Raw genomic sequence first — 26,813 nt, forward strand, 5'->3', positions numbered from 1 at the left:
CGCGTCGCGCGGCGCCGCACCCTCGAGGAACCGCACCATGACCGTCTTCTCCGAATCGGGATTCTCCGTCGCCGTCGTCGGCGCCACCGGACAGGTCGGGACGGTGATGCGCGACATCCTCGTCGACCGCGCTTTCCCGATCCGCGAGCTGCGCCTGTTCGCGACGGCACGCTCGGCGGGCTCGACGATCGAGGTCGACGGTCGCGAGATCGTCGTCGAGGATGTCGCCACGGCGGACCCCAGCGGCATCCAGATCGCCCTCTTCTCAGCGGGCGCGACGGGCTCCCGCGCCCACGCCCCGCGCTTCGCGGACGCCGGCGCCGTCGTCATCGACAATTCCAGCGCCTGGCGCATGGACCCCGAGGTGCCGCTCGTGGTCAGCGAGGTCAACCCGCACGCGATACGCAACCTGCCCAAGGGCATCATCGCGAACCCGAACTGCACGACGATGGCCGCGATGCCCGTCCTGAAGCCGTTGCACGTCGAGGCGGAGCTCGTCCGGCTCACGGTCAGCACCTACCAGGCGGTCTCGGGCTCCGGCCTCGCCGGCGCCGAGGAGCTCCTCGGTCAGGTCGAATCCGTCGTCGCTCAGGGCGGCGCGATCGGCCTCGTCCACGACGGCGGTGCGGTGGAGTTCCCCGAACCGCAGAAGTACGTCGCGCCCATCGCCTTCAACGTCATCCCGTTCGCGGGCAGCCTCGTCGACGACGGCGACAACGAGACCGACGAGGAGAAGAAGCTCCGCAACGAGAGCCGCAAGATCCTCGAGCTCCCGGGTCTTCGCGTCGCCGGCACGTGCGTCCGCGTCCCGGTCTTCACGGGCCACTCGCTGTCGATCCACGCCGAGTTCGCACAGGACATCACGCCTGACCGCGCCCGTGAGGTCCTCGCGGATGCCGCAGGCGTCGCCCTGGCCGACGTTCCCACGCCACTGGCTGCCGCCGGGGCTGATCCGAGCCTCGTCGGACGCATCCGCGCCGACCAGTCCGCGCCCGAGGGCAAGGGGCTCGTGCTCTTCATCAGCAACGACAACCTCCGCAAGGGCGCGGCGCTCAACGCGGTCCAGATCGCCGAGCTGGTCGCGGCCGACCTGGCCGCCCGCGTCTGAGGACGGATGCCGGGTCCCGCCCCGCGGGGGGGACCCGGCATCCGCCTTTCATCAGGGGAAAGAACCCGCTTTCCTGCCGCCTCGACCGGCGGCGGGCGGCGACTCCCGCCGTAGCGGCGACGTAGACTGGATGACCGTGACTGACAATCCCGGAGCAGACGATCAGGCCGCCGAGAACGCCGCAGCAGCCGGCCCCGCCGCAGTGAGTCCGACGGACACCTACGACGCCCTGCTCATCGGCGGCGGCATCATGAGCGCCACCCTCGGCACCCTTCTGCAACAGCTCGAGCCGGACTGGAAGATCGGCGTCTTCGAACGCCTCTCCGAGGTCGCCCAGGAGTCCTCCAACGCGTGGAACAACGCGGGCACGGGCCACGCCGCGCTCTGCGAGCTGAACTACACGCCCGAGGGTCCGGACGGAAAGATCGACCCGGCCAAGGCGATCGGCATCAACGAGCAGTTCCAGCAGTCGCGCCAGCTGTGGAGCGCGCTCATCGAGCGCGGCGTCCTCGACGAGCCGTCCACCTTCATCAACGCGACGCCGCACATGACCTTCGTCCGCGGCGAGAAGGATGTCGCCTTCCTCAAGAAGCGCTACGAGGTGCTCAAGGCGCAGCCGCTGTTCGCCGGCATCGAGTACTCCGAGGATTCCCGCGTCATCAACGAGTGGGCGCCGCTGCTCATGCAGAAGCGCCGCAAGGGCGAGCCGTTCGCAGCCACCCGCGTCCCCGCCGGCACCGACGTCGACTTCGGTTCGCTCACGCGCCAGCTCTTCGAGCACCTCTCGGCCTCCGGTGTGGACGTCGAGACGAACCGCGAGGTCCGGAACCTGAAGCGCCGGAAGGACGGCACGTGGGAGGTCACCTACCGTCACACGGTCGGCCGCACGCCCGGCAAGGTGCGGGCGCGGTTCGTTTTCGTGGGCGCGGGCGGCTGGGCCATCAAGCTCCTGCAGCGCTCCGGCATCCCCGAGATCTCCGGCTACGGCGTGTTCCCGATCGGCGGTCAGTGGCTGAAGACCTCCAAGCCCGAGCTCGTCGCGCAGCACAAGGCGAAGGTCTACTCGCAGGCCTCCGTGGGTGCGCCCCCCATGTCGGTCCCGCACCTCGACACGCGCGTCGTCGACGGTGAGGCGTCCTTGCTGTTCGGTCCGTTCGCGACGTTCAGCCCGAAGTTCCTGAAGAACGGTCGTATGACCGACATCGTCGCCCAGGTGCGGCCCGGCAACATCCTGCCGATGCTGAAGGTGGCCGTCGACAACCCGGGCCTCATCAAGTACCTCGTCAGCGAGCTGCTGAAAGGCCACGGCAAGAAGGTCGACTCCCTCCGCGACTTCATGCCGAGCGCGCGCGACGAGGACTGGGAGCTGCTGCAGGCCGGACAGCGTGCGCAGGTCATGAAGAAGGACCCGAAGAAGGGCGGCGTGCTGCAGTTCGGCACCGAGGTCGTCAGCTCCGCCGACGGGTCGATCGCGGGCCTGCTGGGCGCCTCTCCGGGGGCCTCGACGGGTGCGTCGATCATGCTCGGCCTGCTGAAGACGTGCTTCCCCGACCGCCTGGCGGGTTGGGAGCCCACCCTGAAGACGCTCATCCCCACGTACGGTCAGACGCTCAACGCGTCTCCCGAGACGGCCTCCGAGGTGCTGCAGAAGACCGCAGCCGCGCTGCAGATCAACGTCTGAGACGCACCCGTGGCGAAGCTGTACTTCCGCTACGGCGCGATGAACTCGGGCAAGTCGACGGCCCTGCTGCAGGCGGCGTTCAACTATGAGGAACGGGGCCAGCACGTGCTGCTGGCCAAGCCCGAGATCGACACGAAGGGCGCCGACCAGATCTCGAGTCGTCTCGGAGTCGAGCGCACCGTCGACTTCCTCATCGGCCCGGACGACGACGCCCGCGAACTGTTCGCCGAGCATCGTCGTCGAGTCCAGCGCGAGGCCGAGGCGGCGCTCGTACCCGACGTCCGCACCGACGTCGCCTGTCTACTCGTGGACGAGGCCCAGTTCCTGACCCCCGAGCAGATCGACGACCTGCTCCGGATCGCGGTGAGCGACGGCATCCCCGTCCTCGCCTACGGCATCCGTACGGACTTCCAGACGCGGGCCTTCCCCGGGGCGGCCCGGCTCATGGAACTCGCGCACAGCCTTGAGGAGCTCAAGACGATCTGCCGGTGCGGCAGCAAGGCGCTCTTCAACGCGCGTCTCGTCGGCGGGCGGTTCGTGTTCGACGGTGACCAGGTCGCGATCGACGAACTCTCACCCGACCGGGTCACGTACGAGTCGATGTGCGCGCGGTGCTACCTGCGCGAATCGGGCGACAGGCTGCGCTGACGCCTCAGAGCGTGGGGATCAGCTCGTCGAGGAAGGCTGCGGTGTCCTCCCAGCCCTCCACGGCGTGACAGGTGACACCCATGGCCAGGACGGGGTAATCGTTGCCGTGCTCGTCGAGGCGGTCGCCGACGAAGAGCATGTCATCGAGGGGGATGCGGGTCTGCTCGGCGAGCTTGCGCATGCCGTAGGCCTTGTCGATGCCGCGGTGCGTGATGTCGACCGACGTCGACCCGCCCGAGCGGACTTCGAGGTCCGGGATGCGGGCGGCCACGGCGTCGCGGAGGGCGTTCTTCTTCTCGCCGGTCGGGTCCCACGCCGTCTTGGCGTCGAGGGGTGCGGACTGGCCGAGTGCGGAGAACGTGATCTGCGAGCCGCGGTCCTCGAGGATGGGCCCCCAGGTCTCGCTCTCCCAGAGGCCGAGGCGGGTCGCCTCCTCCTCGACGGCGGCGAGGGCGCGGGACTTCTCGTCGTCGGTCAGCGAGAGCGCGTACACCGTCTCGATGCCGTCCGTCGTGAGGCGGTAGTACTGCGTGCCGCAGGTCGGCATGAGGTGCAAGCGGGCGAGGGTCGCGGCATCCGTCTCGGGCAGGCGCTCGACCACCTGAGTCTGGAACTGCTGCAGCTGCCCACCCGAGATGATCGCGACCTCGACGCGCTCGGCGAGGCGGAGGAGCAGGTCGCCCATGCGCGGGTCGATCGCCGTCTTCGAGGGGGCGAGCGTGTCGTCGAGGTCGAAGGCGACGAGGCGGGGAGAGGTCATGGTGCTCCGTTCCGTGGGAGGTGCGATGGCCCCTCCGGGGAGGGATGCGAAAGGCCCCGCCGGAATCCGGCGGAGCCTCTCTGCTGTCGGGGTGACAGGATTTGAACCTGCGGCCTCGTCGTCCCGAACGACGCGCGCTACCAAGCTGCGCCACACCCCGTGGCAACCCTCCAAGCTTACCCTGCCGACCGCCTCTCGGGCGAATCGTCGGCGCGTCGGGCGCGGAGGACGAGGACGGATGCCTCGGGCCGGCAGCCGAACCGGATGGGAGCGTAGATGGAGTGGCCGAGACCGGCGCTGACGTTCAGGGGAACGGTCCGTCCTGCGTGCGTCCATTCGCTCCGGCCGCGGGCCTGATCGAGCGGGATGTCGCAGTTGGCCACGAGCGCCTTCCTCGCGAAGGGGATGCGGACCTGGCCCCCGTGAGTGTGACCGGCGAGGAGGAGGTCGGCACCGGCATCCATGAACGCGTTCAGCACCCGCTGGTACGGGGCGTGCGTGACCCCGAGTCGCAGCCCGGGGGAGTCATCACCGGGCAGCGCGTCGAAGGCCGTGGTGGCGGCCTCGAGATCGTCCCACTGCCGGTGGGCATCGTCGACGCCGAGTGCGTCGATGCGCAAGCCCGCCACGCGGATGCTCGCCGCCGTGTTGTCGAGGGCGGTCTGTCCGAGATCGCTCAGGTACGCGTCCAACGCGTCGGTGTCGAGACGACGACCGCGCACGGGGTGGTCGGAGGGGCCGGTGAAGTACTTCAACGGGTTCCGCCCGCTGGGAGCGACCTTGTCGTTCGAGCCGTGGACGAAGAAGCCCGGCACGCCGCGGAGGGGTTCGAAGGCCGCACGGATGCCGCGGATCCCGTCATCGTGCCCGAGGTTGTCGCCCGTGTTGATGACGACATCGGGTTGTACGGCGTCTGCCAGGTCGGCGATCCACCGCTGCTTGCGGTGCTGCCATGGGGCCATGTGCGCGTCCGACAGGTGGAGGACCGTCAGCGACGGGCTGCCCTCGGGGAGGACGGCGAGCTCGTGACGACGCGCCGTGAAGAGGTATCGCTCGATGCCGATGCCCCAGACGGCGGCGGATACGCCGACCGCCCCCACCGCGCCGAGCGCGGTGAGGGCGGTCTGTGACGCAGGCCTCACGGGCCGTTGCCGTTGCCGTTGTTGCCGTTACCGTTGCCGGGGCCGCCGGCGTCGCCGCAGTCCTTGGCCTGGTACTGGATGGTGATCGTGTCGTCACGTCCGACGGTCTCGCCTGCGGCGGGATCCGTGCCGGTCACGACTCCCTCGGGCGGCGCCGCGTCGTCCTGCTTGCAGCTCTGCTCGAGGTTCGTGAACCCGGCGCCGTTGAGGGCTGCAGCCGCCTGTTGCGGGGTTCCGCTGACACCGGGCACGACGACACCCTTTCCGTCACTGGGGCTGATCGTGACCGTCGTGCCGGACACGACGCGACCGGCACCGGGGCTCTGCGCGACGATCGTGCCCTCGGCTTCGGGCGAAGCCACGGGGTCGCCGACGGTGACGCTGAAGCCGGCCGCCTCGATGCGCTGCGTCGCGGCGTCGACGTCCAGGCCGACGACGTTGGGCAGCTGGGCGTAGGCGCGCTTGGTCAGCTCCGTGGACGGCTTCGGGAAGGCAGAACCTCCGAACTCGGCGTTGGCCGCCCGCTGCATGGCGGGCCAGATCGAATTGCGGATGCGGGAGAGCTTGTACCCGCTCTCGACGTGCTCGTCCAGGCGCACGTTCACGAGCTCGCCGTTCCGCTTGACGGCGTCGACGTTGCCCACCCAGACGGCGGTCGTGACCTTGGAGCTCGACCCGATCATCCAGGTGTGGATGAACTGGTGGATGCCCGTCTTGCCGAAAATCGGAACGCCGTCGAACGTGCGTGCGCCGCTGCCGGTTCCGCTGGCGGACATGACGCTCTCCAGGACGTAGGCGGCCGTGGCGGCGACATCCTCGCTGAGCTTGCGTTCGCACTTCGTGTCGGGGATGGGCTGCTCTTTCCCATCCGCGTCCACGACGCGGTCGATGGCCTTCGCTGCGCACAGCGTGCCGTTGGAGGCGATGGCCGCGTAGGCGTTGGCCATGTCGACCGGCGCCACGGCCTGCGAGCCGAGCACGTCGTAGGGCTGGTTGGACGCGTCGAGCGGCCCGCCGCCACCGGTGGTGACGCCGAGGTCCATCGCCACGCGGTTCGTCGAGCAGACCGAGATCTTCTCCGCCATCGTGAGGAAGCCGGAGTTCAGCGAGTCCTTCGTGAAACGGGCGACCGTGCCGCTGTAGCCCGGGTTGCTCTCGAAGTTGCCGATCCGGTTCGAGCCGTCAGGTGCCTTGCCCGGGCCGGTCCACACCGCCTGGGTGTTGCCGTCGCACGTCTCCACCGTCTTCTTGCCGATGCGCCCGTTCAGCATCTCGTTGACCGAGTGGCCCTGCTGCATCCAGTTGATGAGACTGAAGACCTTGTAGGTCGATCCGGCCGAGTGGCCTCCGCCGCCGTTCGCCGTGGGGACGTTGTAGTTGACCTGCGTGGTGCCCTTCTCGCCGACCTGGTCGCTCCAGGGGCGGTTCTGCACCATGGAGAGAACGCGACCCGTCCCCACCTCGACCTGCACGCCGGAGGCGCCGAGGTCCATGTAGGGCACGTCGGCCGGGACGACGGAGATCGCCTCGTTCGCCTTCTTCTGCAGCGAGGTGTCGAGGGTGGTGTAGACCTTCAGGCCCCCGCGTCGCAGGGTGGCCAGCCGGTCGTTCTCGGTCTTCCCGAAGGCTTCGTCCTTGCGGATGATCGACGTGACGTAGGCGCAGAAGAACTCCGAGTCCTTCGCCTCCGAACAGCCCTGCGGACGCGACGTGATCTTGGGGGTGATCGGCGCGTTGATCGCTTCGTCGTGTTCGGCCTGGGTGATCTTCTTGTCTTCGAGTAGGCGGTTGAGGACGTAGTCGCGACGGACCGTCGTCAGACGGTAGCTGTCCTCCTTGCCGTTCACCTGCGTGCCGTCCTTGGCGGTGATCGTGCCACCGGGCTTGTCGATCCGCAGAGTGTTCGGCTCCTGCACCATCCCGGCGATCACCGCGGCCTGCTCGATGGTGAGCTTGTCGGGAGTCGTGTCGAAGTAGTGACGTGCCGCGGCGCCGATCCCGTAGACCGACCCGCCGAAGTGGGCGATGTTGAGGTACCCGATGAGGATCTCGTCCTTGGAGTACTTCTTCTCGAGCTGGATCGCGTAGCGCATCTCCTGGATCTTGCGCTGGTACCCCGAGGTGCCCTCGTTGGCCGTCGACTCCTTGTAGCAGGCGTACACCTGATCCTGATCCGTGGCCTTGGCCTCGCACGCTTGCTGCAGGACGTTCTTGACGTACTGCTGCGTGATGGACGAGCCGCCGCGGGTCGTGCTGGAGGTCGCGTTGCGCGCGAGGGCGCCGAGCGTGCCGAGCAGGTCGATGCCGCCGTGGGTGTAGAAGTTCTTGTCCTCACTCGAGAGGATCGCGTCGTACATAACGGGGGTGACCTGATCGAAGGTGACCGGGACGCGATTCTGGTCGTAGAACTCCGTGAGTTTGACGTCTTTGCCGTCGTCGTTCTTGGCGTAGATCGTCGTCGGGAGCATGAGCTTCTCGATTTTGAGGTAGCTCGGCATGTCCTCGAACATCTGGATCGCGCTCGAGGCGGCATAACCGGACACCGCGATGGCGGGAGTCACGGTCGCCGAGACGAGGAGGCCTGCGACGGTGCTGAGGCCGACGAGGCCCATGAGGCCTCCGAGCACACCGGTGGCCGTGCGTTTCGAGTGGGGCATAGGCTGATCGTAAGGGAGATAACTGGGGGATGCCTCGGTGACGCTCCCTATGTCGAGCCCACCAGGGCCGCGCCGTGACGACCTCCGGGAGACTCGAAATGACCACGTGGGAGTACATGACCACCCCGCTGCTGATCCACAACACCGCCGCGATCCTCAACAACTGGGGCAAGCAGGGGTGGGAGCTGGTGCAGGTGGTGACGGGTCCCGAGGGTGGCCTCGTCGGCTACTTCAAGCGTCCGTCGGGTGGTGACGGTTCGGCGAACGCCGGGCTGGATGCCGCGGCCGTCGCTGCTCGTCAGTTCGGACAGGGCTGATGTCGGTCACGGCCCGGCTGGCCGAGCTCGGCATCGAGCTGGGTGCCGTCGTCCCGCCATTGGCCGCCTACATCCCGGCGAAGGTGCACGGCGATCTCGTCTACACCTCGGGTCAGCTCCCCATGGTCGACGGCGCGATGCCGGCCACCGGCAAGGTCGGCGACGGCGAGGGGTACGTGTCCGCGGACGAGGCCGCCTCGCTCGCGCGCCAGTGCGCCCTCAACGCGATCGCTGCGGCTGCCGCGGCGGTCGGCGGCGTGGACCGGCTGACCGGCGTGGTGAAGGTGACGGGATTCGTGGCATCCGCACCGGAATTCACCGGCCACCCCACGGTCATCAACGGCGCGAGCACCGTGCTCGGTGAGATCTTCGGCGATGCAGGGCGACACGCCCGCTCCGCCGTCGGCGTGGCGGCCCTCCCCATCGACAGCCCGGTCGAGGTCGAGGTCGTCTTCTCGCTTTCTTGAACCGAGTGCAAATTCTCGGGGATCTGATAACACGACGGTGAGATACGCATAGACCTCGGCGCCACTCTGGCCCCATGATCAGCACTCGCTTCTCATCGTCCCTTCTCTCCCGCACGGCCGCCGTCTTGGCCGGCGCCGCCCTCCTGACCGGGTGCGCAGCCGGCGGACCGTCGGCTGCTGCAGCCCCGTCGTCTTCCGAAAGCCCTGCCCAGGCGGCGTCCACGACGTCGGGCGGTTCGAGCATCGCCCGGGACGACGCGGCGACGGAGAAGGCCAACCTCACGGTCGTCACCCGGCTCTTCTCCGCGGCGTTCCCCGACCCCGATTCGGCTGAGGCCCGGGCTGTGGCCGCCGCAAGCGTCGAGAAGGACGCGACGGTGCACGGCGGGAACAACGCGTCCGGACCCGCCGGTCTCCTCGCGCAGTTCGCCGCTGCGCACAAGAGCGTCTCGGGGGCGCAGGCCGCCATCAAGCGCACCGCCGCCGACGGTGATCTCGTCGCCGTCCACTACCAGATCACCGACGACCCCTCCGATGAGCGCACGGGGGAGGCCGCGGCCGACGTCTTCCGTCTCGCCGGAGGCAAGATCGTCGAACGCTGGGCGTTCGCACAGCCCATCGCGCAGGGACCGGCGGCGAGCGGCAACACGAACTCGATGTTCAGCGACCTCTACGACCCCGCCACGCCTTCCCCCGCGCCCACCGAGGCGCAGGAGGAGAAGAATCGGGTCTTCACCGTCGCCGCCTTCGACACTCTCTTCAAGGACCAGGATGCGCGCATCCTCGACCGTGCATTCGATCCGAACTATCTGCAGCACAATCCGGTCGCACCGAACGGGACAGCGGCGCTGAAGTCTCTCTTCGGCGGGGGAGCCGCGTTCCCGCCCATCGAGTCGACGGTGTCGCTGTCGGACGGCGACCTGGTGTGGACGCTGTCCCAGGCCGTGGGCGCGAAGGTCGACGACCCGTACACCGCCCTCGACATCTTCCGCGTCGACGGCAACCTCATCCGTGAGCACTGGGACGTCGTTCCCACCACGCCGGCGGGGTGAGAACGCTCAGACGTTCTTCGTCACCTGTCCCTTGATGGTGGACATCACCATCGTGTCGGCGAGGGTCGTCGTGTCGCCGACCTCACGCCCCTCCGCCACGTCGCGCAGCAGTCGCCGCATGATCTTGCCGCTGCGGGTCTTGGGGAGCTCGGTCACGATGTAGACGTCGCGTGGGCGGGCGATCGGCCCGATCTGGTCGCCCACCCACGCGCGGAGCGTGTCGACGAGGCCATCGAGCGAGTTCGCCTTCATGTACGACTCTTTGATGACGCAGAAGGCGACGACCGCCTGCCCGGTCGTCTCGTCGGACGCGCCGACGACGGCCGCCTCGGCGACGGCTTCGTTCCCGACGAGGGCCGATTCGATCTCGGTCGTCGACAGGCGGTGGCCCGAGACGTTCATGACGTCATCGACGCGCCCGAGGAACCAGACGTCGCCGTCCTCGTCCAGGCGGGCACCGTCGCCGGCGAAGTAGAAGCCCTGTTCGCCGAACTTGTCCCAGTAGGTCTCGGCGAAGCGTTCCGGGTCGCCCCAGATGCCGCGCAGCATGCTCGGCCACGGCTCCGTCAGAACCAGGAGCCCGCCGTTGCCGTTGCCGACCTCGTTGCCCTGATCGTCCACGACGTCGAGGCTCACGCCGGGGAGGGGGACCTGCGCGCTGCCCGGCTTCGTCTCGGTGACGCCCGGGAGTGCGGACACCATGATCGCGCCGGTCTCGGTCTGCCACCACGTGTCGACGATGGGGGCCCGATCGCCGCCGATCACGTGGCGATACCACATCCACGCCTCGGGGTTGATGGGTTCGCCGACGCTGCCCAGCAGGCGCAGCGACGACAGGTCGTGCTGCTCGGGGATGCTGCGGCCGAGCTTCATGAACGAGCGGATGGCGGTGGGCGCCGTGTAGAGGATCGTCACCCCGTACTTCGCGACGATCTCCCACCACCGGCCCGGGTGGGGAGCGTCGGGCGTGCCTTCGTAGATGACCTGGGTCGCGCCGTTGGCGAGCGGGCCGTAGGTGACGTAGGTGTGACCCGTGATCCAACCGATGTCCGCGGTGCACCAGTAGACGTCGCTCTCGGGATGCAGGTCGTGGACGACCTTGTTCGTGAACGCCGCCTGCGTGAGATACCCGCCGCTCGTGTGGAGGATGCCCTTCGGCTTCCCCGTTGTTCCCGAGGTGTAGAGGATGAAGAGGGGGTTCTCCGCGGGGAAGGGCTGGGCTGCGTGATCCGCGGATGCCGCGGGCACAAGGTCGTGCCACCAGAGGTCGCGACCCTCCTGCCAGCTGACCTCGTTCCCGGTGCGCTTGACCACCAGGACGTGCTCGACGGTCTCCTGCGGGCCGTGTCCGCGGTCTCCGAGGGCTTGGTCGACGGCGGGCTTGAGAGGGGAGGCCTTGCCCTTGCGGTATCCGCCGTCGCTGGTGATGACGAGCTTTGCACCGGCGTCGTCGATGCGGGAGCGCAGGCTGTCGGCCGAGAATCCGCCGAAGACGACGGAGTGGATCGCGCCGATGCGCGCGACGGCGAGCATCGATGCGACGGCCTCGGGGATCATCGGCAGGTAGATTGCGACGCGGTCGCCGGCCTCGACGCCGAGGTCTGTCAGAACATTCGCGAGGCGCTTCACCTCGTCGGTGAGTTCTGCATAGGTGACGCGACGCTCGTCGCCGGGCTCGCCCTCCCACAGCAGAGCGACGCGGTCGCCGTTGCCCGCTTCCACGTGACGGTCGAGGCAGTTGTAGGCGACATTGAGCTCGCCGTCCTCGAACCACGTCGCGAACGGCGGGTTCGACCAGTCCAGGGTCTTCGTGAAGGGCTTCTCCCAGTGGAGGGCGCGCGCCTGCTCGGCCCAGAACGTCTCCCGATCGGCGGCGGCGGCGTCGTAGAGGTCGGCGCGCCCGTTGGCCTGCGCGGCGAACTCCGTGGACGGCGCGAAGCGTCGGGTCTCGGTGAGGAGGTGGTCGATCTGGCTGCTCATGCGGCGCTCCTTTGCGTCCCGGCCGTCGTGGCCCCGTGCGGCGATGCGGTCACTCTATTTTTCGTCGCGCACGCCCGACTACCGCCGTTAGTGGGTGAGGGCGGATTCATAGGGTGGAAAGCGCAGCCGTGGGCGCGAGGAGCGTAAGATAGTTACCGCCCGAACATCGATTCGGCTTCGCGATCGCACTGATCCCCCCTGATGCGCGATCGCGTGGGCGGCACCCTTCCCCCCCACTGGGTGCCGCCCTTCTCTCTTTCCCGGCGCGTGCTCAGCGCCGCCTTCTGCACACGTGCGCTCGATCCGCCGTCGTACACGGGCGCCGGCATCGGAGACTCGCTACCGGCTGAGGATGCCTAGCGTCTCGGGCATGCCGCATCCGTTCATCGTCGCTCGTCGAGGTGTCGGCGCCGCCGCAGAGCCGCGACCGGTGCCGGGGCATCCCGTGGTCGCGCCGCTCCGGCGGTACCTGACGGACCCGGATGTCACGGACGTCTTCGTCAACGGCTGCGACGGTCTCTACATCGACCGCGGCCGAGGGACGGAGCGCGTCCCGGACTGGGAGCTCGACGAGCGCGCGGTCCGTGACCTCGCGGTCGGCCTCATCGCACTCGGCGGGCGCCACCTCGACGATGCGACTCCGTGCGCGGACGTCCGGTGGGAGCATGGGGTCCGCGTCCACGCGGTTCTCCCGCCGATCTCCTGCGCGGGGGCGACGATCTCCATCAGGTTGCCGGGAACCGGGATGCCGGATCTCGACGACCTCGGTCGGCGCGGCGCGTTCGACGCGGCGACGGGTGCGCGGCTGGAGAGGCTCGTCGACCAGCGCAGCAACGTCCTGGTCACCGGGGCGACAGGCGCAGGCAAGACGACGTTGCTCGCCGCGCTGCTGGGGCGGGTCCCGGTCTCGGATCGGATCGTGACGATCGAGGACGTCGCGGAGCTCCGCATCGCCCACCCTCACCACGTCCGACTCGAGGCGCGGCAGGCCAACCTCGAGGGAGTCGGCGCGATCCCGCTCGGCCGTCTCCTCCGCGAAGCGCTGCGCATGCGTCCCGACCGTCTGGTGGTGGGCGAGTGTCGCGGCGAGGAAGTGCGAGAGCTCCTCACCGCTCTGAACACGGGCCACGACGGCGGTGCCGGGACGGTGCACGCGAGCGGTCTCGCGGACGTCCCCGCGCGGCTGGAGGCTCTGGGTGCCCTCGCCGGAATGGATGATCGTGCACTTGCGCGACAGACCGCCAGTGCGATCGGCGCGGTCGTCCACGTGGAACGCGGGTCCGACGGCGTGCGACGCGTGGTCGGGCTCGCCCGCCCCGTCGTCCGGGACGACCGGCTCGGAATCGAGGAGGTCTCGTGATGCGCCGAAGGGCGGCGCGGGGGCCGGCGTCGCCCGACGCGGCGGAGGTCGCTGTGGTCGTCCAGCGCTTAGCCGTCCTGCTGCAGGCGGGGATCGCGCCCCACGCCGCGTGGCGCCATCTCGCCGACGCGGGAGACCCGGCAGCGATCGCCGTGTGCGACCGATGGGATGCCGGTGGCTCGGTGGCATCCGCTCTCTCCGAACGCGGTGATGCCTGGCGGCAGATCGGGATCGCGTGGCAGGTCGCGACGGTCGTGGGCGCGCCGCTCGCGATGAGTCTGCGCGGGCTGGCCGAAGCCCTTCGCGACGCTCACCAGGCTCGCGATGACGTCCGCACGGCGCTCGCCGAACCTCAGACGACGGCGCGGCTCATCTCGTGGCTGCCGCTCGTGGCTCTGGGGCTCGGCGCGGCTCTCGGGTTCGATCCGTTCGCCGCACTCGCGACTCCGGTCGGCGCGGCCTGTCTCGTCGCGGGCGGGCTCCTCATGCTGACGACGCACCGGTGGACGCGTGCGTTGGTCGCCCGAGCTCAGCCGGGGGAGGAGATCCCGGGGCTCGACGCCGAGGTGATCGCGATCGCGCTGTCGGGAGGGGTGTCCATCCCGCGGGCGATCGAGGTGGCGACGGCTGCCTCCGGGCTCGGGCCGTCGGCGGGAACCGAGGCGGTGCTCGCTCTGTCGCGATCGGCCGGTGCCCCCGCCGTCGAGTTGCTGAGAGCGGATGCCGCGGCTCGCCGCCAGGCGGCGCGCACCGAGGGGCGGCTTCGCGCGGCGACCCTCTCGGGGCGACTGCTGCTGCCGCTCGGCGTCTGCACGCTCCCCGCCTTCCTGCTGCTCGGCGTCGGGCCGATGCTGCTCTCGGTCCTCACCACGACCCCGCTCACCCTGTGAGCCCACGACGTGCCCACCATTCGCAACCCACCGGAGGAGAATCATGACGACACACGACCTGCCCACCCTGACCCGCCGCCGGGCGGCGGAGCTCTTCGCCGACGAGTCCGGCGCGGCGACCGCCGAATACGCCATCGCCACGATGGCGGCCGTCGCCTTCGCCGGGCTGCTGGTGATCATCATGCGCTCGGACGAGGTGCGCGGCATCCTCACCGACCTCGTCCGGCGCGCCCTCACCGTCTCATGAGGCGGGACGAGCGGGGATCGGTCGCGGCGGAGTTCGCCGTGACGGTCCCCGCCGTCGTCCTCGTCATCGTGCTGGCGGTCTCGGCCCTCTCGGTGGGCGGGCGCCAGGTGCGACTGGAGCACGCTGCGGCGCAGGCAGCGCGGCTCGCGGCACGCGAGGAGTCGCCTGACCGGGTGCAGGCCGCGGCATCCGCTCTCGCTTCGGGTGTCACGGTGCGCACTCGGCGCGAGGGAGATCTGGTCTGCGCGGATCTGTCGGCAGGTGTCGGGGTCCCGCTGCCGCTGCCGGACCTGCAGGCGACGTCGTGTGCCCTCGCCGCGCCGGAGGGCGACTGATGGCCGGGACGGCGGCGACGGTCGGAGTCCTCGCGGTCACGGCGACCCTCGCCGTGGGTTTCGTGACCGCGGGTGCGGCCGCATCGACCGCGGCCCGTGCCTCCGGTGCCGCGGATGCTGCGGCGCTTGCGGCCGCCGACACCGCGTCGGGACTCGTGCCCGGCGAGCCGTGCGATCAGGCGGCGGCGGTCGCGGGTCGGGTCGGCGCGTCGGTGAGCGCGTGTCGCCTGGACGGACTGATCGCGACCGTCGAGGTCTCCATCGCCTTCGGTGCGTGGGACGCGAGGGCCCGTGCGCGTGCGGGGCCTCCGCCGGGGTGAGCGTCGCGAGGGCCAGCCCTCTCAGCGCACTCTTGACAACGCGGTGTGTATGGTGTGCAACGAAGAAAGGACGCCACGTGGCACAGGGCAAGAAGCTCGTCATCGTCGAGTCTCCGACGAAGATGCGCTCGATCCAGGGATACCTGGGTGACGGATACGAGGTCATGAGTTCGGTCGGACACATCCGCGACCTCGCCGACAAGAAGGACATCCCCGCGGATCTGAAGAAGACCTCCGTTGGGAAGTACTCCATCGACATCGAGAACGACTTCACCCCTCTATATGTGGAGAGCGACCGCGGCAAGAAGACGGTCACCGAGCTCAAGCGGGCGCTGAAGGGAGCGGACGAACTCCTCCTCGCCACTGATGAGGACCGCGAAGGCGAAGCCATCGCGTGGCACCTGCTCGAGACCCTCAAGCCCAAGGTCCCCGTCAAGCGGATGGTCTTCCACGAGATCACGAAGGACGCCATCCAGGCCGCGGTGAAGAACACCCGCGAGCTCGACCACGCCCTCGTCGACGCGCAGGAGACCCGCCGCATCCTCGACCGCCTCTACGGCTGGGACGTCTCCGACGTCACGCGCCGCAAGGTCGGTCAGGGTACGAGCGCCGGACGCGTCCAGTCCGCTGCCACCCGCATGGTCGTCGAGCGTGAGCGCGAGCGCATGGCGTTCGTCTCCGCCTCGTACTGGGACGTCGACTCCACCGCGGTGAAGGGGTCGGATGCCTTCGCGATCCGTCTCGCCCGCCTCGACGGCGCACCGCTGGCCCGCGGCACCGACTTCGACGACACCGGCTCCCTGAAGAAGGCCGTCGTCGTCCTCACCGAGGAGCAGGCGCGCGAGCTGGCCACAGCGCTCGAGGCGTCGGCCGCGGCATCCGTCGTCAGTGTGGAGGCCAAGCCCGGCACGCGCAGCCCGAAGCCGCCGTTCACGACCTCGACGCTCCAGCAGGAGGCCGGCCGCAAGCTCTCGATGAGCGCGAAGCACGCCATGGGCGTCGCGCAGCGCCTCTACGAAAAGGGCTACATCACCTATATGCGCACCGACTCGACCGCCCTGTCGGCGCAGGCGGTCACCGCCGCGCGCACGCAGGCGGTCGCGCTCTACGGCGACAAGGCCGTGCCCGCGAACCCGCGCAGCTACCGCAACAACGCGAAGAACGCGCAGGAGGCGCACGAGGCGATCCGACCCTCGGGCGAGCACTTCCGCACGCCGAAGGAGGTCACCTCCGGCCTCGACCGCGACGAGCTGCGCCTGTACGAGCTGATCTGGAAGCGCACCGTCGCCAGCCAGATGGCCGACGCGAAGTACGAGACCACGACCGTCACGATCGACGCGGATGCCGCCGGTCAGACCGCGACGTTCACGGCATCCGGCACCGTCTACACCTTCAAGGGCTTCCTCGAGGCCTACGAGGAGGGGCGCGACGAGAAGCGCCACGACAACGACCGGACCGACGACCAGTCGCTGCCCGCGCTCGCCGTCGGCGACGCCCTCACGTTGACCGATGTCGAGCCCAAGGGACACGCGACGAGCCCGAAGCCCCGCTACACCGAGGCCTCGCTCGTCAAGGCGCTCGAAGAGCGCGGCATCGGACGCCCGTCGACCTTCGCGAGCATCATCGACGTGATCCTCGACCGCGGCTACGTGTCCAAGCGCGGCCAGGCGCTCGTGCCGAGCTGGCTCGCCTTCAGCATCGTGCGTCTGCTCGAGGAGCACTTCGCCGACCTCGTCGACTACGACTTCACAGCCGCTCTCGAGGACGACCTCGACGCGATCGCCCGCGGTGAGCAGAACCGCGCCGCCTGGCTGCGCGAGTTCTACTTCGGCTCCGAGGGTCACGTGGGCCTGCGCAACATCGTCGACAACCTCGGCGACATCGACGCCCGCGAGATCAACTCGACGAAGATCGGCGACGTCGCGGTCCTGCGGTTCGGCCGCTACGGACCGTACCTCGAGGTGCCGGGCGATGACCCCGAGACGCCGCGTCGCATCAACGTCCCCGAAGATCTCGCCCCCGACGAGCTGACCCCCGAGAAGGCGCGGGAGCTCATCGACGCCCCCGTCGGCGGCGACCGCGTGCTCGGACAGAACCCCGACAACGGCCGCGACGTCGTGATCAAGGACGGCCGGTTCGGCCCCTACCTCGAAGAGGCGCTCCCCGAGGAGGAGGCACCCGCCGAGGAGGTCAAGCCCAAGCGCGGTGCGAAGAAGGCGGTCGCGCCGAAGCCCAAGCGTGCGTCGCTGTTCAAGAGCATGTCGCCCGAGACGATCGATCTCGAGACGGCGCTGAAGCTCCTGTCGCTGCCGCGCGAAGTAGGGGTCGACCCCGAGTCCGGCACCGTCATCACGGCGCAGAACGGTCCGTACGGTCCCTACATCAAGAAGGGCACCGACTCGCGGAGCATCGCGAGCGAGGACATGATCTTCGACATCACGCTCGAGCAGGCCCTCGAGATCTACTCGCAGCCCAAGTACGCCAACCGGGCCGCCACCTCGCTCAAGGAGTTCGAGGCCGATCCGGTCAGCGGCAAGCCGATCCGCATTAAGGACGGCCGCTTCGGCGCCTACGTCACCGACGGGACGACGAACGTCACCATCCCGCGCGGGCAGACGGCGGACGACATCACGTTCGAGGTCGCGGTGCAGATGCTGGCCGACAAGCGAGCGAAGGGACCGGCGCCCAAGCGCACGACCCGCAAGACCGCCGCGCGCAAACCGGCGGCGAAGAAGAAGTGACCGCCGGGCTCTGGATCACCCTCGAGGGTGGCGACGGGTCGGGCAAGACGACGCAGGCGGCCCTGCTGGAGCAGTGGCTCCGTGAGCAGGGTCGCAGCGTCGTCCGCACGCGCGAACCCGGCGGCACCGAGGTGGGCGTCCTCATCCGCGATATCGTGCTGCACCACCGCGGCGACATCGCCCCGCGCGCCGAGGCTCTCCTGTACGCCGCGGACCGCGCGCACCACGTCGCCACGCACGTGCGACCGGCCCTCGCCCGCGGCGAGGTCGTCATCCAGGACCGCTACCTCGACAGCTCGGTCGCCTACCAGGGCGCCGGGCGCGTGCTCGACGGCGGCGAGATCCGCGACCTGTCGCTGTGGGCCGCCGAGGGCGCGCTGCCTGACGTCACCGTCCTGCTCGACGTCGACCCCGCGACCGCTCGGGATCGGTTGGATGCCGCCGACAAGCCGTTCGACCGGCTCGAAGCCGAGAAGAGCGCGTTCCACGAACGAGTGCGCGCCGCCTTCCTCGCGTTGGCGGATGCCGAGCCGGAGCGCTTCCTGGTCGTCGACGCGACGCAGCCCATCGAGGTGATCGCCGACGCGATCCGCGCGCGAGTGGACGAGCGTCTGTCCACACGCTCGTCTTGAGCGTCGCCGCCACCTCGTAGGCTGAACCGCATGACCGCCACCACCGTCGACGCGCTCCCGTGGGGCGAGGTCTGGGGCCAGGACGAGGCTGTCGCGCAGTTGCGGGCCGCGGCATCCGACCCCTCGCAGCTCGCCCACGCGTGGCTCATCACCGGCCCGCCCGGATCGGGACGCTCGACCCTCGCCTACGCCTTCGCGGCGGCGCTCGTCGCCGAGCCCGGCGACGAGAACGCGATGCGCCAGGTCATGGCCCGAACGCACCCCGATCTCGCGGCTCTGCGCACCGAAGGCGTCATCATCTCCATCAAGGACGCCCGCTCGTTGGTCGAGCGCTCGTACTTCTCGCCCTCGCTCGGCCGCTACCGGGTGATGGTCATGGAGGACGCCGACCGCATGGTCGAGCGCACGAGCAACGTCCTGCTGAAGGCGCTCGAAGAGCCGCCCGAGCAGACCGTGTGGATCCTGTGTGCGCCCAGCGACGCGGACCTCCTGCCCACGATCCGCTCCCGCGTGCGGATCCTCCGGCTGCGGGAGCCCGACGTCGCCGATGTCGCGCGACTCATCGTGCAGCGCACAGGTGTCGACGAGAGCGTCGCCGAGCAGTCGGCGAGGCTCGCTCAGCGTCACATCGGCATGGCGCAGCGACTGGCGACGGATGCCGCGTCGCGAGAACGCCGCGAACGGACCCTCCGAGGTGTGCTCGGGGTCCGCGGTGTCGGCGATGCGGTCGAGATCGCGGCGACAATCGTGCAGTCGGCGACCGAGGACGCCAAGGCGCTGACGGCGGAACGCGACGAGAGTGAGCGCGAGGGGCTGCTGCGGACTCTCGGCGTCCCGCCGGGAAGCGCCGTGCCCCCCGCCGTGCGAAGCCAGGTCAGTGCCCTGGAGGACGAGCAGAAGCGCCGCGCGACGCGCAGCCTCCGCGACGGGATCGACCGCGTGCTCACCGATCTCGAGTCGCTCTACAGAGACACGCTCATGCGCCAGTTCGGGCGCGACACCGAACTGATCAACCGCGAGCTGACGAGCGAGATCGAATCCCTGGCGACGGCGTGGACGCCGCAGCACACCCTGACGGTGCTCGACGCGATCGCGCTCACGCGCACCAACCTGCAGGGCAACGCGGCACCCGCCCTCGCGCTCGAGAGCATGCTCATCACCGTCGCGACGGGACGCACCCCGTGATCCGCGGAGGCTGGCGTCGTGCCGCTGCTGCAGTCCTCGCCGTCGGCGTAGCCGTCGCCCTGGTCGCCGGCTGCACGCCGAAGCGATCCTCCGACGATCGGCCGGCCCCGCATCGCACGCCGGTGACCCAGGGCGCCCCGGCCGGCTTCGAGGCGTACTACGGCCAGAGCGTCGACTGGGAGAGCTGCCGCGGGGTCGGCGACGGCGATTATCAGTGTGCACAGATCACCGCCCCGAAGGACTGGTCGGATGCCGGTGCGGGAGACATCGAGCTGTCCGTCATCGTGCGCCTGGCCTCGAGCGGCACGGCCAAGGGATCGCTCTTTGTGAATCCCGGCGGCCCCGGCGCCAGCGGCGTCGACATGGTGCAGCAGGCGGCGAGTTTCGCCGTCGGGGACGAGTTGCTCGACAGCTACGACGTCGTGGGCTTCGACCCGCGCGGTGTCGGGCGCTCGACGGCGGTCCGATGCCTGGATGCCGCGGCGATGGATCGGTACCTCTTCGACATCCCCTCGGCGCCGCGGGGCACGGCCGAGCGGACGTCCGAGCAGCAGTCGTCGGCGGAGTCGTTCGCCCGCGCGTGCGATGTCAACAGCGACGGTCTGCTGCCTCACGTCACGACCGAGAGCGCCGCGCGCGACCTCGACCTCCTGCGCGGCGTCCTCGGTGACCGGAAGCTCTCGTACCTCGGGTACTCCTACGGTTCGTACCTCGGCGCGACCTACGCGGAGCTGTTCCCGAAGAACGTCGGCCGGGTCGTCCTCGACGGCGGGCTCGACCCGTCGATCCCGAGCGCGATCGTCGGTGCCCGCCAGGCAGCCGGGTTCCAATCGGCGTTCGACGCCTACCTCGCCAACTGTCTCGCGGGGTCCGACTGCCCCTTCAGCGGAACAGAGGCGAACGCCCGGCAGCAGATGGGTGACGCGCTCGCCGCGGTCGATGCCAGCCCGCTGACGGCGAGCGATGGACGGAAGCTGGGAGCCGATTCCCTCGTCACCGGCATCGTCTCGGCGCTCTACAGCGAGGGCAACTGGTCATCGCTGTCCTCGGCGATCACGGGCGTCCTCGAGGGCGACGCGGACGAGATGTTCGGGCTCGTCGACCGGTACTACAACCGGTACGAGGGGCAGTACCTCGACAATTCGACCGAGGCGTTCTCGGCGTACAACTGCATGGACTACCCCGCCGACCCGGCCGACGTCGTGGAGGAGGCGAACGCCGAGGTCGCGGAGAAGGCGCCGACCTTCGCGCCGTACTGGTCCTCCGACGTGAGTCTCTGCGACGCGTGGCCCTACCCGCCGACCGGCTCCCGCGACGAGATCCACGCGGAGGGTGCCGCCCCGATCCTCGTCATCGGCACGACAAACGACCCGGCGACCCCGTACGAGTGGTCTGCTGCTCTCGCGAAGCAGCTGAGCTCCGGCATCCTGCTCACGCGTGTGGGGGAGGGGCACACGGGCTTCAACAAGGGGAACGCGTGCATCGACGACGCCGTCGTGGCGTACTTCGAGGACGACAGGGTGCCGGATGGAGACCTTCGATGCGAGGCGCCGTGAGGCTCGCGTTCGCAGCATGGCTCCGGACCCTGTAGGATCGATGATCGTGCAACGCGCGAGCGAAGCGCGCCACCTTAGCTCAGACGGCAGAGCGATTCACTCGTAATGAATAGGTCAAGGGTTCGATTCCCTTAGGTGGCTCCAGAACAGAGGACACACGGGTGACACAAGCCCTCGATGCGATTCTCGAGATCTTCACGTGGGTCGGATTCGGCGCGGCGGTGGCCTTCGGTATCGTCGCCGTCGTCGTGTGGGCATCCGACGGCAGCTGGCTCCCCGCCGAGGCGTACCTCGACGACGACGGGCGCACGCTGCGCTGGATCGACAGCGAGGGCGAGGTCAATTCGGCTCCTCTCGCCGACGAGGACCGCGACCGCCTCGCCGACGAGCCCGCCGCGAACATCTGGTACCGGCACGGCTGGCACGACCGGATGAGATTCACGCGCCGACCGCCGGTCCTGCGGCTTCTCACCGGATTGGCCGTCGGCGGAGCGGCCCTCGGACTCCTCGCATCCGCACTTTCGATCGTCGCCTACTTCGTCCGCGTCGCACCGGCCTGACGGCCGTATTGCTGAAAAAGCGTATATCTAGCTAATCTAGGTATATGTCTCCTGCATCGACGCCCTCCCGCTGGTTGCGCATCGCCCTCCCGCTCGTCCTCGTCGTCATCTGGCTGGCCGGCGGGTCCATCGGCGGACCGTACTTCGGCAAGGTCGACGAGGTCTCGACGAACGACCAGTCGAGCTTCCTGCCGCAGAGTGCGGAGTCGACGCAGGTGCAGGAGCGACTCGGCGACTTCCTCGGCGGTGACGCGATTCCCGCCCTCGTGGTCTTCGATGCCGATGGCGCCCTCGACCGGACGCAGCTGGAGGGCGTGCAGGCCGTCGCCGACCAGCTCGGCGAGCTGGAGGGCGTGCAGGAGGTGTCTCCCGCGATCCCGTCCGAGGACGGCGAAGCGGCCCAGGTCGTGGTCTCGATCGGCGCCTCGGGAGAGGTGACCGACGTCGTCGGCGAGATCCGCGACCTCGTCGCCGCCGACGCGCCCGACGGGCTGAGCGCGTGGGTGACCGGTCCCGCGGGCTTTACGGCGGACCTCGCGACCGGGTTCACCGGCATCGACGGTCTCCTGCTGCTCGTCGCGCTCGGCGCCGTGTTCGTCATCCTCGTGATCGTCTACCGGTCGCCGCTCCTGCCGATCCTCGTCCTGTTGACCTCGGTGTTCGCCCTGTGCGTCGCGCTTCTGAGTGTCTGGTGGCTCGCCAAGGCGGAGATCCTCGTCCTCAACGGGCAGGTGCAGGGCATTCTCTTCATCCTCGTGATCGGTGCCGCCACCGACTACGCCCTCTTGTACGTCGCCCGGTTCCGCGAGGCGATCGGAGCGGGTCGGAAGAGATGGGATGCCGCGACCGCCGCCTGGCGCGGGGCGGTCGAACCGATCCTCGCGTCGGGCGGAACCGTCATCGCAGGTCTGCTGTGTCTCCTGCTCAGTGACCTGGCGAGCAACCGCGCGCTCGGCCCCATCGCCTCGATCGGCATCGCGTTCGCGATGCTGTCGGCGCTCACCTTCCTCCCGGCCCTGCTCGCCCTCGTCGGGCGGGCGGCGTTCTGGCCGTTCATCCCCACGACCGGCATGACCGAGCTCCCCGCCGACCTGACGCAGCCGACACGCGGCCTGTGGGCGAAGCTCGCGCGCTTCGTCGCGCGCCGCGCGCGGATCGTCTGGATCCTCTCGACGGTGGTGCTGCTGGCGGCATCCGTCGGCGTCACGCAGTTGAAGGCCGACGGCGTTCCCGCGAGCGAGCTCGTCCTCGGTGCGTCGCAGGCGCGCGACGGGCAGGCCGTGCTCGCCGAGCACTTCCCCGCCGGGTCGGGGAGCCCGCTGTACGTGATCGTCCCCGAGGGCGAGGCGCCCGACGCGGTGGAGCTGGTCGCGGACCAGGCGGGTATCGAGTCGGTGGCCATTGTGTCGGCCGACGCGCCGGCCGGTCAAGCCGACGTCGCCGTCGAGGGCGGCGCGCTGGTCGTCACCGCGCAGGGCCCTCCCGGGACTCCCGCACCGGCGCCGACGGTCGACGGCGGTGACGTGATGCTCGTCGCGACCCTGTCGGACGCCGCCGACTCGCTCACCGCCGAGGACACGGTCCGCGACCTGCGCGCGGCGGTCTCGGGCACGACGCTGGACGCCGTCGTGGGTGGCACGACCGCGGTAGACCTCGACACCAATGACACGTCGATCCGCGACCGGACGGTCATCATCCCGGTGATCCTCGTGGTCGTCCTGCTGATCCTGATGCTGCTGCTCCGGTCGATCCTCGCTCCGGTGCTGCTGATCGTCAGCGTGATCGTGTCGTTCGCGGCGGCGCTCGGCGTCAGCGCGCTCGTCTTCAACGAGGTGTTCGGGTTCCCCGGCGGCGACCCCGCGGTACCGCTCTACGGGTTCGTCTTCCTCGTCGCGCTCGGCATCGACTACAACATCTTCCTCATGTCGCGTGTGCGGGAGGAGTCGATCCACCACGGCACACGGCGCGGCATCCTCCGCGGCCTCGTCGCGACGGGCGGGGTCATCACCTCGGCGGGTCTCGTGCTCGCGGCCACGTTCGCGGCGCTCGGGGTCATCCAGATCCTGTTCCTGGTGCAGCTCGCCTTCATCGTCGCGTTCGGCGTCCTGCTCGACACGTTCATCGTGCGGTCGCTCCTCGTGCCCGCGCTCGCCTACGACATCGGCAAGAAGATCTGGTGGCCGTCGAAGCTCTCGCGCGTCGACGACTGATCAGCGGGAGCGCCGCCGTACGACGAGCGCCGCGACGACGCGCCATCCGACGAGCATCAGGAGCAGGACGGATGCGGCGACGATGACGAAGGCGACCTGCACGCCCTGACCGGTCACGGCGCGGAGGATCATCCCGCCCGCGACCGTGACCATCCAGACGGGGATGCCGGTGCGGACGACCGCCCACGGTGCACGCCACGCGAGCGAGAGCAGCCAGCCGAGGGCGAGTGCGGCCACGAAGGGGCCGGCCGTGGTTGCAAGGCCCGCGATCGGCGCTTCGTCGTGGCTCGCCCGTCCGATGGCGGCGAAGATCACCACGAGGACGACGTCGATGCCGAACGCCGCGAGGATCCGGCCGGTGGGGGGAGCGGTGCGGTCGGGGGAGGCCATTCCGTCAGGGTAGTCGCGCCGGCTGCGCGCACCAGGAGCCCACCCGTCGTACTCTCGACTCATGACTCGAGCGCTGTTCATCGTCGATGTGCAGAACGACTTCACGGAGGGCGGCGCCCTGGGCGTCGACGGAGGTGACGCGGTCGCCACGGCGATCACCGGGCACCTGCGCGCGCACGCCGCCGACTACGACGTGATCGTCGCCTCGCGCGACTGGCACGACGGCGACGGCGACAACGGCGGCCACTTCTCGGCCACGCCGGACTTCTTCGACTCGTGGCCGGTGCACTGCGTGGCCGGCACTCCCGGGGCCGACTACGATCCAGGCCTCGACACGAGCGCTGTCACCCACCACGTGAAGAAGGGGCAGGGGATCCCCGCCTACTCCCTGTTCGAAGGCGTGACGGATGCCGGTGAGACGGTCGCCGACATCCTCACGGCGCACGGGGTCGTCGAGGTCGACGTCACCGGCATCGCGACGGATCACTGCGTGCGCGCCTCGGGTCTCGACGCCATCGCGCACGGGCGTCGCGTCCGCATCCTCACCGACCTGATCGCCGGTGTCGCGCCCGCACCGAGTGACGCCGCTCTCGCCGAGCTCGCCCACGCCGGAGCCGAGCTCGCCGTGTCGGCCGACGACCACGACGGAACCCCGTGACCCGTCAGGCGCCCGCCGGGTGGTACGCCGATCCGGGCGAGCCCGGTCAGCTGCGCTGGTGGGACGGCAGCGACTGGGCCACGGACACGGTCGCGCCGCAGAACGCGGCTCCGACTCCGGCTGCCGCTCCGGCTCCGCAGGTGCCCTCGCCCGCGCCGGCATCGCGCCTGCGCCCGGGGACGGTGTGGATCTGGCTGGCGATCGTTGCGTCCGTCCTCCCGCTGTACACGGGGGTGTTCTTCGACGCGGCATCCCTCGCCCGGATCGATGGACTCACGCCCTCGGGCGGCATCGCGGCCGGCCTCGTTCTCCTCGTCGCCGTGGATCTGGTGCTCGTCGCGATCGCCGTCCTGTTCGCCTGGCTCGACCGCCGGGCGCTCCGTCGGCGCGGCATCGACGCGCCGTTCGCGTGGGGCTGGGCGGCGCTCGCCTTCGTGGCCACGCTGGGCGTCTACGTCGTCGGACGCTCGGTCGTCGTCCGTCGGCGCACGGGCCGGGGGCTCGCTCCGCTCTGGGGCTGGCTGGCGGCGACGCTGCTCGGTCTCGTCGTCTTCGCGGCGTGGGTGACGGTGTTCTCCGACGCGGCGTGGACCGCGGTGACGACCGCGCGCTGATCTTCACGCGATGGTCACCTGGGGTTCATCGCCCTCGGGCCTCGCCGCCTGACCATGGGGGAATGAGTCGTCCCCGCATCCTCTCGCTCTACGAAGGCCTGTTCGCCGGCGGTGCCCGCGTGCTGCACACGAACGTCATCACGGGACTCCACGTCGACGGGGCGCACGAGCATTCCGTGCTGTCCATCGCCTCGCAGGCACGCCGCGAGGGCGCGCTGCAGCCGATGACCGACGACCCGCGGTACCGGTGGCTGCGCGAGGCGGGCATCGAGGTGTCCGACCTCGGACGCGAAGCCGGAGCCGTCGCCCCCGCGCCCGAGAGCTTCACGGCAGCGGAGCTCGAGATCGCCGCGGACGCCGTCGCCCGCGCCGATGTGATCCTCACCCTGAAGGAGCAGCCCCTCGGGCTCTTGCTCGCGCTGGACGCGCGAGGCCTGCTGCCCGACGTGCCCATCGCCGCGTGCCTGCACCGGTCGGACCCGACGCACTCGGGCGCCGCGGTCCGCTGGCTGGGGGAGTTGGCGGCATCCGGTCGTCTCACGTCGACCATCTCGTGCGCCGAATCGACCAGCGACGCCTACGCGCGGTTCGTCACGCCGGCCGTCGACCGATTCGTGATCCCGAACGGGGTCGACCTCGCGCGCTACCGCCCCAAGCCGTACGAGCGGATGCCGCTGCGCAGCCAGCTCGGTATCACCCCGACCGCCCCGGTCGTCGTCTTCGCGGCCCGTTTCGATGCGATGAAGGACCCGGGGCTCTTCCTCCGCGCCGTCGCCGCCCACGCGCGGCGGGACGCTCGAGCGCAGTACGTCATGTGCGGCGCCGGCATGACGGTCGACAACGCCGCCCTGACCGCCGCGATCGAGGATGCGGGGGCGCCCGCCGATCGCATCCACCGGCTCGGGATCCGTGACGACATGCCGCGGGTCTACCGCAGCGCCGACATCGTCGCGCTCACGAGCGCGTTCGGCGAGGCGTCGCCGCTCTGCCTCATTGAGGGTGCGGCATGCGGGGCGACACCCGTGACGACCGCCGTCGGCGACGCGGCGCAGGTCGTGTCGGGGATCGGACTCGTCACCCCGCACGACGCCGACGCCATCGCGGGCGCATGGGCGAAGGTCATCGCGCGCCGGCCGGACTACCGGGCCGCCGCGTTGGCCGCGCGTCACCGGGTCGGCGCGGAGCGGATGCTCGATGCCTATCGAGGCGCGATCGACGGACTCGCAGAGCGCGCCGCCGTGGCCGCCTGAGGCACGCCGCCTCGTCCCACATCGACGGCGGGGTGTCAACCGGCATCCCATCC

At 69.9% G+C, this 26,813-nt stretch carries 25 protein-coding genes and 2 tRNA genes; 21 read left to right on the forward strand and 6 right to left on the reverse strand.

Annotated features, from left to right (window positions below):
• Positions 1-37 precede the first annotated feature (37 nt).
• The 3 genes from ABCU91_RS06420 to ABCU91_RS06430 all read left to right on the forward strand — a co-directional run bounded on the left by ABCU91_RS06420 (position 38) and on the right by ABCU91_RS06430 (position 3,437).
• Positions 38-1,108: an aspartate-semialdehyde dehydrogenase gene (locus ABCU91_RS06420; protein ID WP_406922395.1), complete on the forward strand. Its 1,071-nt coding sequence runs from the start codon at positions 38-40 to the stop codon at positions 1,106-1,108.
• A 130-nt stretch (positions 1,109-1,238) separates the two neighbouring features.
• Positions 1,239-2,789 carry a malate:quinone oxidoreductase gene (locus ABCU91_RS06425; RefSeq protein ID WP_413355207.1) on the forward strand — a complete coding sequence of 517 codons (1,551 nt, stop codon included), beginning with the start codon at positions 1,239-1,241 and terminating at the stop codon, positions 2,787-2,789.
• A gap of 9 nt (positions 2,790-2,798) precedes the next feature.
• Positions 2,799-3,437, forward strand: a complete 639-nt coding sequence (locus ABCU91_RS06430; protein WP_413355208.1) for a thymidine kinase — start codon at positions 2,799-2,801, stop codon at positions 3,435-3,437.
• A 4-nt stretch (positions 3,438-3,441) separates the two neighbouring features.
• On the opposite strand, the gene ABCU91_RS06435 is transcribed toward ABCU91_RS06430, so the two are convergent.
• The 4 genes from ABCU91_RS06435 to ABCU91_RS06450 form a co-directional block, all read right to left on the reverse strand.
• Positions 3,442-4,197, reverse strand: a complete 756-nt coding sequence (locus ABCU91_RS06435; RefSeq protein ID WP_413355209.1) for an HAD-IIB family hydrolase — start codon at positions 4,195-4,197, stop codon at positions 3,442-3,444.
• Between the two features lie 86 nt (positions 4,198-4,283).
• Positions 4,284-4,357, reverse strand: a tRNA-Pro gene (locus ABCU91_RS06440).
• 16 nt (positions 4,358-4,373) lie between these two features.
• Positions 4,374-5,339 carry a metallophosphoesterase gene (locus ABCU91_RS06445; protein ID WP_413355210.1) on the reverse strand — a complete coding sequence of 322 codons (966 nt, stop codon included), beginning with the start codon at positions 5,337-5,339 and terminating at the stop codon, positions 4,374-4,376.
• Positions 5,336-7,996: a transglycosylase domain-containing protein gene (locus ABCU91_RS06450; protein WP_413355211.1), complete on the reverse strand. Its 2,661-nt coding sequence runs from the start codon at positions 7,994-7,996 to the stop codon at positions 5,336-5,338. The genes ABCU91_RS06445 and ABCU91_RS06450 overlap by 4 nt, the downstream gene beginning before the upstream one ends.
• 98 nt (positions 7,997-8,094) lie before the next feature.
• Here ABCU91_RS06450 and ABCU91_RS06455 point away from each other — a divergent pair, with 98 nt between their 5' ends.
• The 3 genes from ABCU91_RS06455 (at position 8,095) to ABCU91_RS06465 (ending at position 9,832) form a co-directional block, all read left to right on the forward strand.
• Positions 8,095-8,313, forward strand: a complete 219-nt coding sequence (locus tag ABCU91_RS06455; protein WP_018187046.1) for a DUF4177 domain-containing protein — start codon at positions 8,095-8,097, stop codon at positions 8,311-8,313.
• Positions 8,313-8,780, forward strand: a complete 468-nt coding sequence (locus ABCU91_RS06460) for a RidA family protein (RefSeq protein WP_406922389.1) — start codon at positions 8,313-8,315, stop codon at positions 8,778-8,780. Before ABCU91_RS06455 ends, ABCU91_RS06460 begins: the two co-directional genes overlap by 1 nt.
• Before the next feature lie 74 nt (positions 8,781-8,854).
• Positions 8,855-9,832, forward strand: a complete 978-nt coding sequence (locus tag ABCU91_RS06465; protein WP_413355212.1) for a nuclear transport factor 2 family protein — start codon at positions 8,855-8,857, stop codon at positions 9,830-9,832.
• 6 nt (positions 9,833-9,838) lie between these two features.
• On the opposite strand, the gene acs is transcribed toward ABCU91_RS06465, so the two are convergent.
• Positions 9,839-11,812 carry an acetate--CoA ligase gene (gene acs, locus ABCU91_RS06470; RefSeq protein ID WP_406922387.1) on the reverse strand — a complete coding sequence of 658 codons (1,974 nt, stop codon included), beginning with the start codon at positions 11,810-11,812 and terminating at the stop codon, positions 9,839-9,841.
• A 370-nt stretch (positions 11,813-12,182) separates the two neighbouring features.
• On the opposite strand from acs, the gene ABCU91_RS06475 reads away from it, so the two are divergent.
• The 12 genes from ABCU91_RS06475 (at position 12,183) to ABCU91_RS06530 (ending at position 23,848) form a co-directional block, all read left to right on the forward strand.
• Positions 12,183-13,172, forward strand: a complete 990-nt coding sequence (locus tag ABCU91_RS06475) for a TadA family conjugal transfer-associated ATPase (protein ID WP_413355213.1) — start codon at positions 12,183-12,185, stop codon at positions 13,170-13,172.
• Positions 13,172-14,062 (forward strand): type II secretion system F family protein, encoded by an 891-nt coding sequence (locus tag ABCU91_RS06480; RefSeq protein WP_413355383.1) that lies wholly within the window; start codon positions 13,172-13,174, stop codon positions 14,060-14,062. Before ABCU91_RS06475 ends, ABCU91_RS06480 begins: the two co-directional genes overlap by 1 nt.
• A 43-nt stretch (positions 14,063-14,105) precedes the next feature.
• Positions 14,106-14,309, forward strand: a complete 204-nt coding sequence (locus tag ABCU91_RS06485) for a DUF4244 domain-containing protein (protein WP_307468277.1) — start codon at positions 14,106-14,108, stop codon at positions 14,307-14,309.
• Entirely contained in the window at positions 14,306-14,644 is a 339-nt protein-coding gene (locus ABCU91_RS06490; protein ID WP_406922385.1) for a TadE family type IV pilus minor pilin, read from the forward strand. Before ABCU91_RS06485 ends, ABCU91_RS06490 begins: the two co-directional genes overlap by 4 nt.
• On the forward strand, positions 14,644-14,964 hold the full coding sequence (locus ABCU91_RS06495) for an Rv3654c family TadE-like protein (RefSeq protein WP_413355214.1): 321 nt from the start codon (positions 14,644-14,646) through the stop codon (positions 14,962-14,964). The genes ABCU91_RS06490 and ABCU91_RS06495 overlap by 1 nt, the downstream gene beginning before the upstream one ends.
• A 77-nt stretch (positions 14,965-15,041) precedes the next feature.
• On the forward strand, positions 15,042-17,705 hold the full coding sequence (gene topA / locus ABCU91_RS06500; protein ID WP_413355215.1) for a type I DNA topoisomerase: 2,664 nt from the start codon (positions 15,042-15,044) through the stop codon (positions 17,703-17,705).
• Complete coding sequence (gene tmk, locus ABCU91_RS06505) at positions 17,702-18,337, forward strand: dTMP kinase (RefSeq protein ID WP_406922382.1); 636 nt, start codon at positions 17,702-17,704, stop codon at positions 18,335-18,337. Before topA ends, tmk begins: the two co-directional genes overlap by 4 nt.
• 30 nt (positions 18,338-18,367) lie before the next feature.
• Complete coding sequence (locus ABCU91_RS06510; protein WP_413355216.1) at positions 18,368-19,522, forward strand: DNA polymerase III subunit delta'; 1,155 nt, start codon at positions 18,368-18,370, stop codon at positions 19,520-19,522.
• Positions 19,519-21,078, forward strand: coding sequence for an alpha/beta hydrolase (locus ABCU91_RS06515; protein WP_413355217.1), 1,560 nt, complete (start codon positions 19,519-19,521; stop codon positions 21,076-21,078). The genes ABCU91_RS06510 and ABCU91_RS06515 overlap by 4 nt, the downstream gene beginning before the upstream one ends.
• 68 nt (positions 21,079-21,146) lie before the next feature.
• A tRNA-Thr gene (locus ABCU91_RS06520) sits at positions 21,147-21,222 on the forward strand.
• 17 nt (positions 21,223-21,239) lie between these two features.
• Complete coding sequence (locus ABCU91_RS06525; RefSeq protein ID WP_413355218.1) at positions 21,240-21,638, forward strand: hypothetical protein; 399 nt, start codon at positions 21,240-21,242, stop codon at positions 21,636-21,638.
• A gap of 44 nt (positions 21,639-21,682) precedes the next feature.
• Positions 21,683-23,848, forward strand: coding sequence for an MMPL family transporter (locus ABCU91_RS06530; protein WP_413355219.1), 2,166 nt, complete (start codon positions 21,683-21,685; stop codon positions 23,846-23,848).
• Here ABCU91_RS06530 and ABCU91_RS06535 read toward each other — a convergent pair whose 3' ends face one another.
• Positions 23,849-24,238 carry a DUF3054 domain-containing protein gene (locus ABCU91_RS06535; RefSeq protein WP_413355220.1) on the reverse strand — a complete coding sequence of 130 codons (390 nt, stop codon included), beginning with the start codon at positions 24,236-24,238 and terminating at the stop codon, positions 23,849-23,851.
• 61 nt (positions 24,239-24,299) lie between these two features.
• Here ABCU91_RS06535 and ABCU91_RS06540 point away from each other — a divergent pair, with 61 nt between their 5' ends.
• The 3 genes from ABCU91_RS06540 (at position 24,300) to ABCU91_RS06550 (ending at position 26,760) form a co-directional block, all read left to right on the forward strand.
• Positions 24,300-24,896, forward strand: coding sequence for an isochorismatase family protein (locus ABCU91_RS06540; RefSeq protein WP_413355221.1), 597 nt, complete (start codon positions 24,300-24,302; stop codon positions 24,894-24,896).
• On the forward strand, positions 24,893-25,510 hold the full coding sequence (locus ABCU91_RS06545) for a DUF2510 domain-containing protein (RefSeq protein WP_413355222.1): 618 nt from the start codon (positions 24,893-24,895) through the stop codon (positions 25,508-25,510). The genes ABCU91_RS06540 and ABCU91_RS06545 overlap by 4 nt, the downstream gene beginning before the upstream one ends.
• Before the next feature lie 62 nt (positions 25,511-25,572).
• Positions 25,573-26,760 carry a glycosyltransferase gene (locus ABCU91_RS06550; protein WP_413355223.1) on the forward strand — a complete coding sequence of 396 codons (1,188 nt, stop codon included), beginning with the start codon at positions 25,573-25,575 and terminating at the stop codon, positions 26,758-26,760.
• The last annotated feature ends 53 nt before the right edge of the window (positions 26,761-26,813 follow it).

This window comes from Microbacterium phoenicis (assembly GCF_047302325.1).
Taxonomy (GTDB): Bacteria; Actinomycetota; Actinomycetes; order Actinomycetales; family Microbacteriaceae; genus Microbacterium.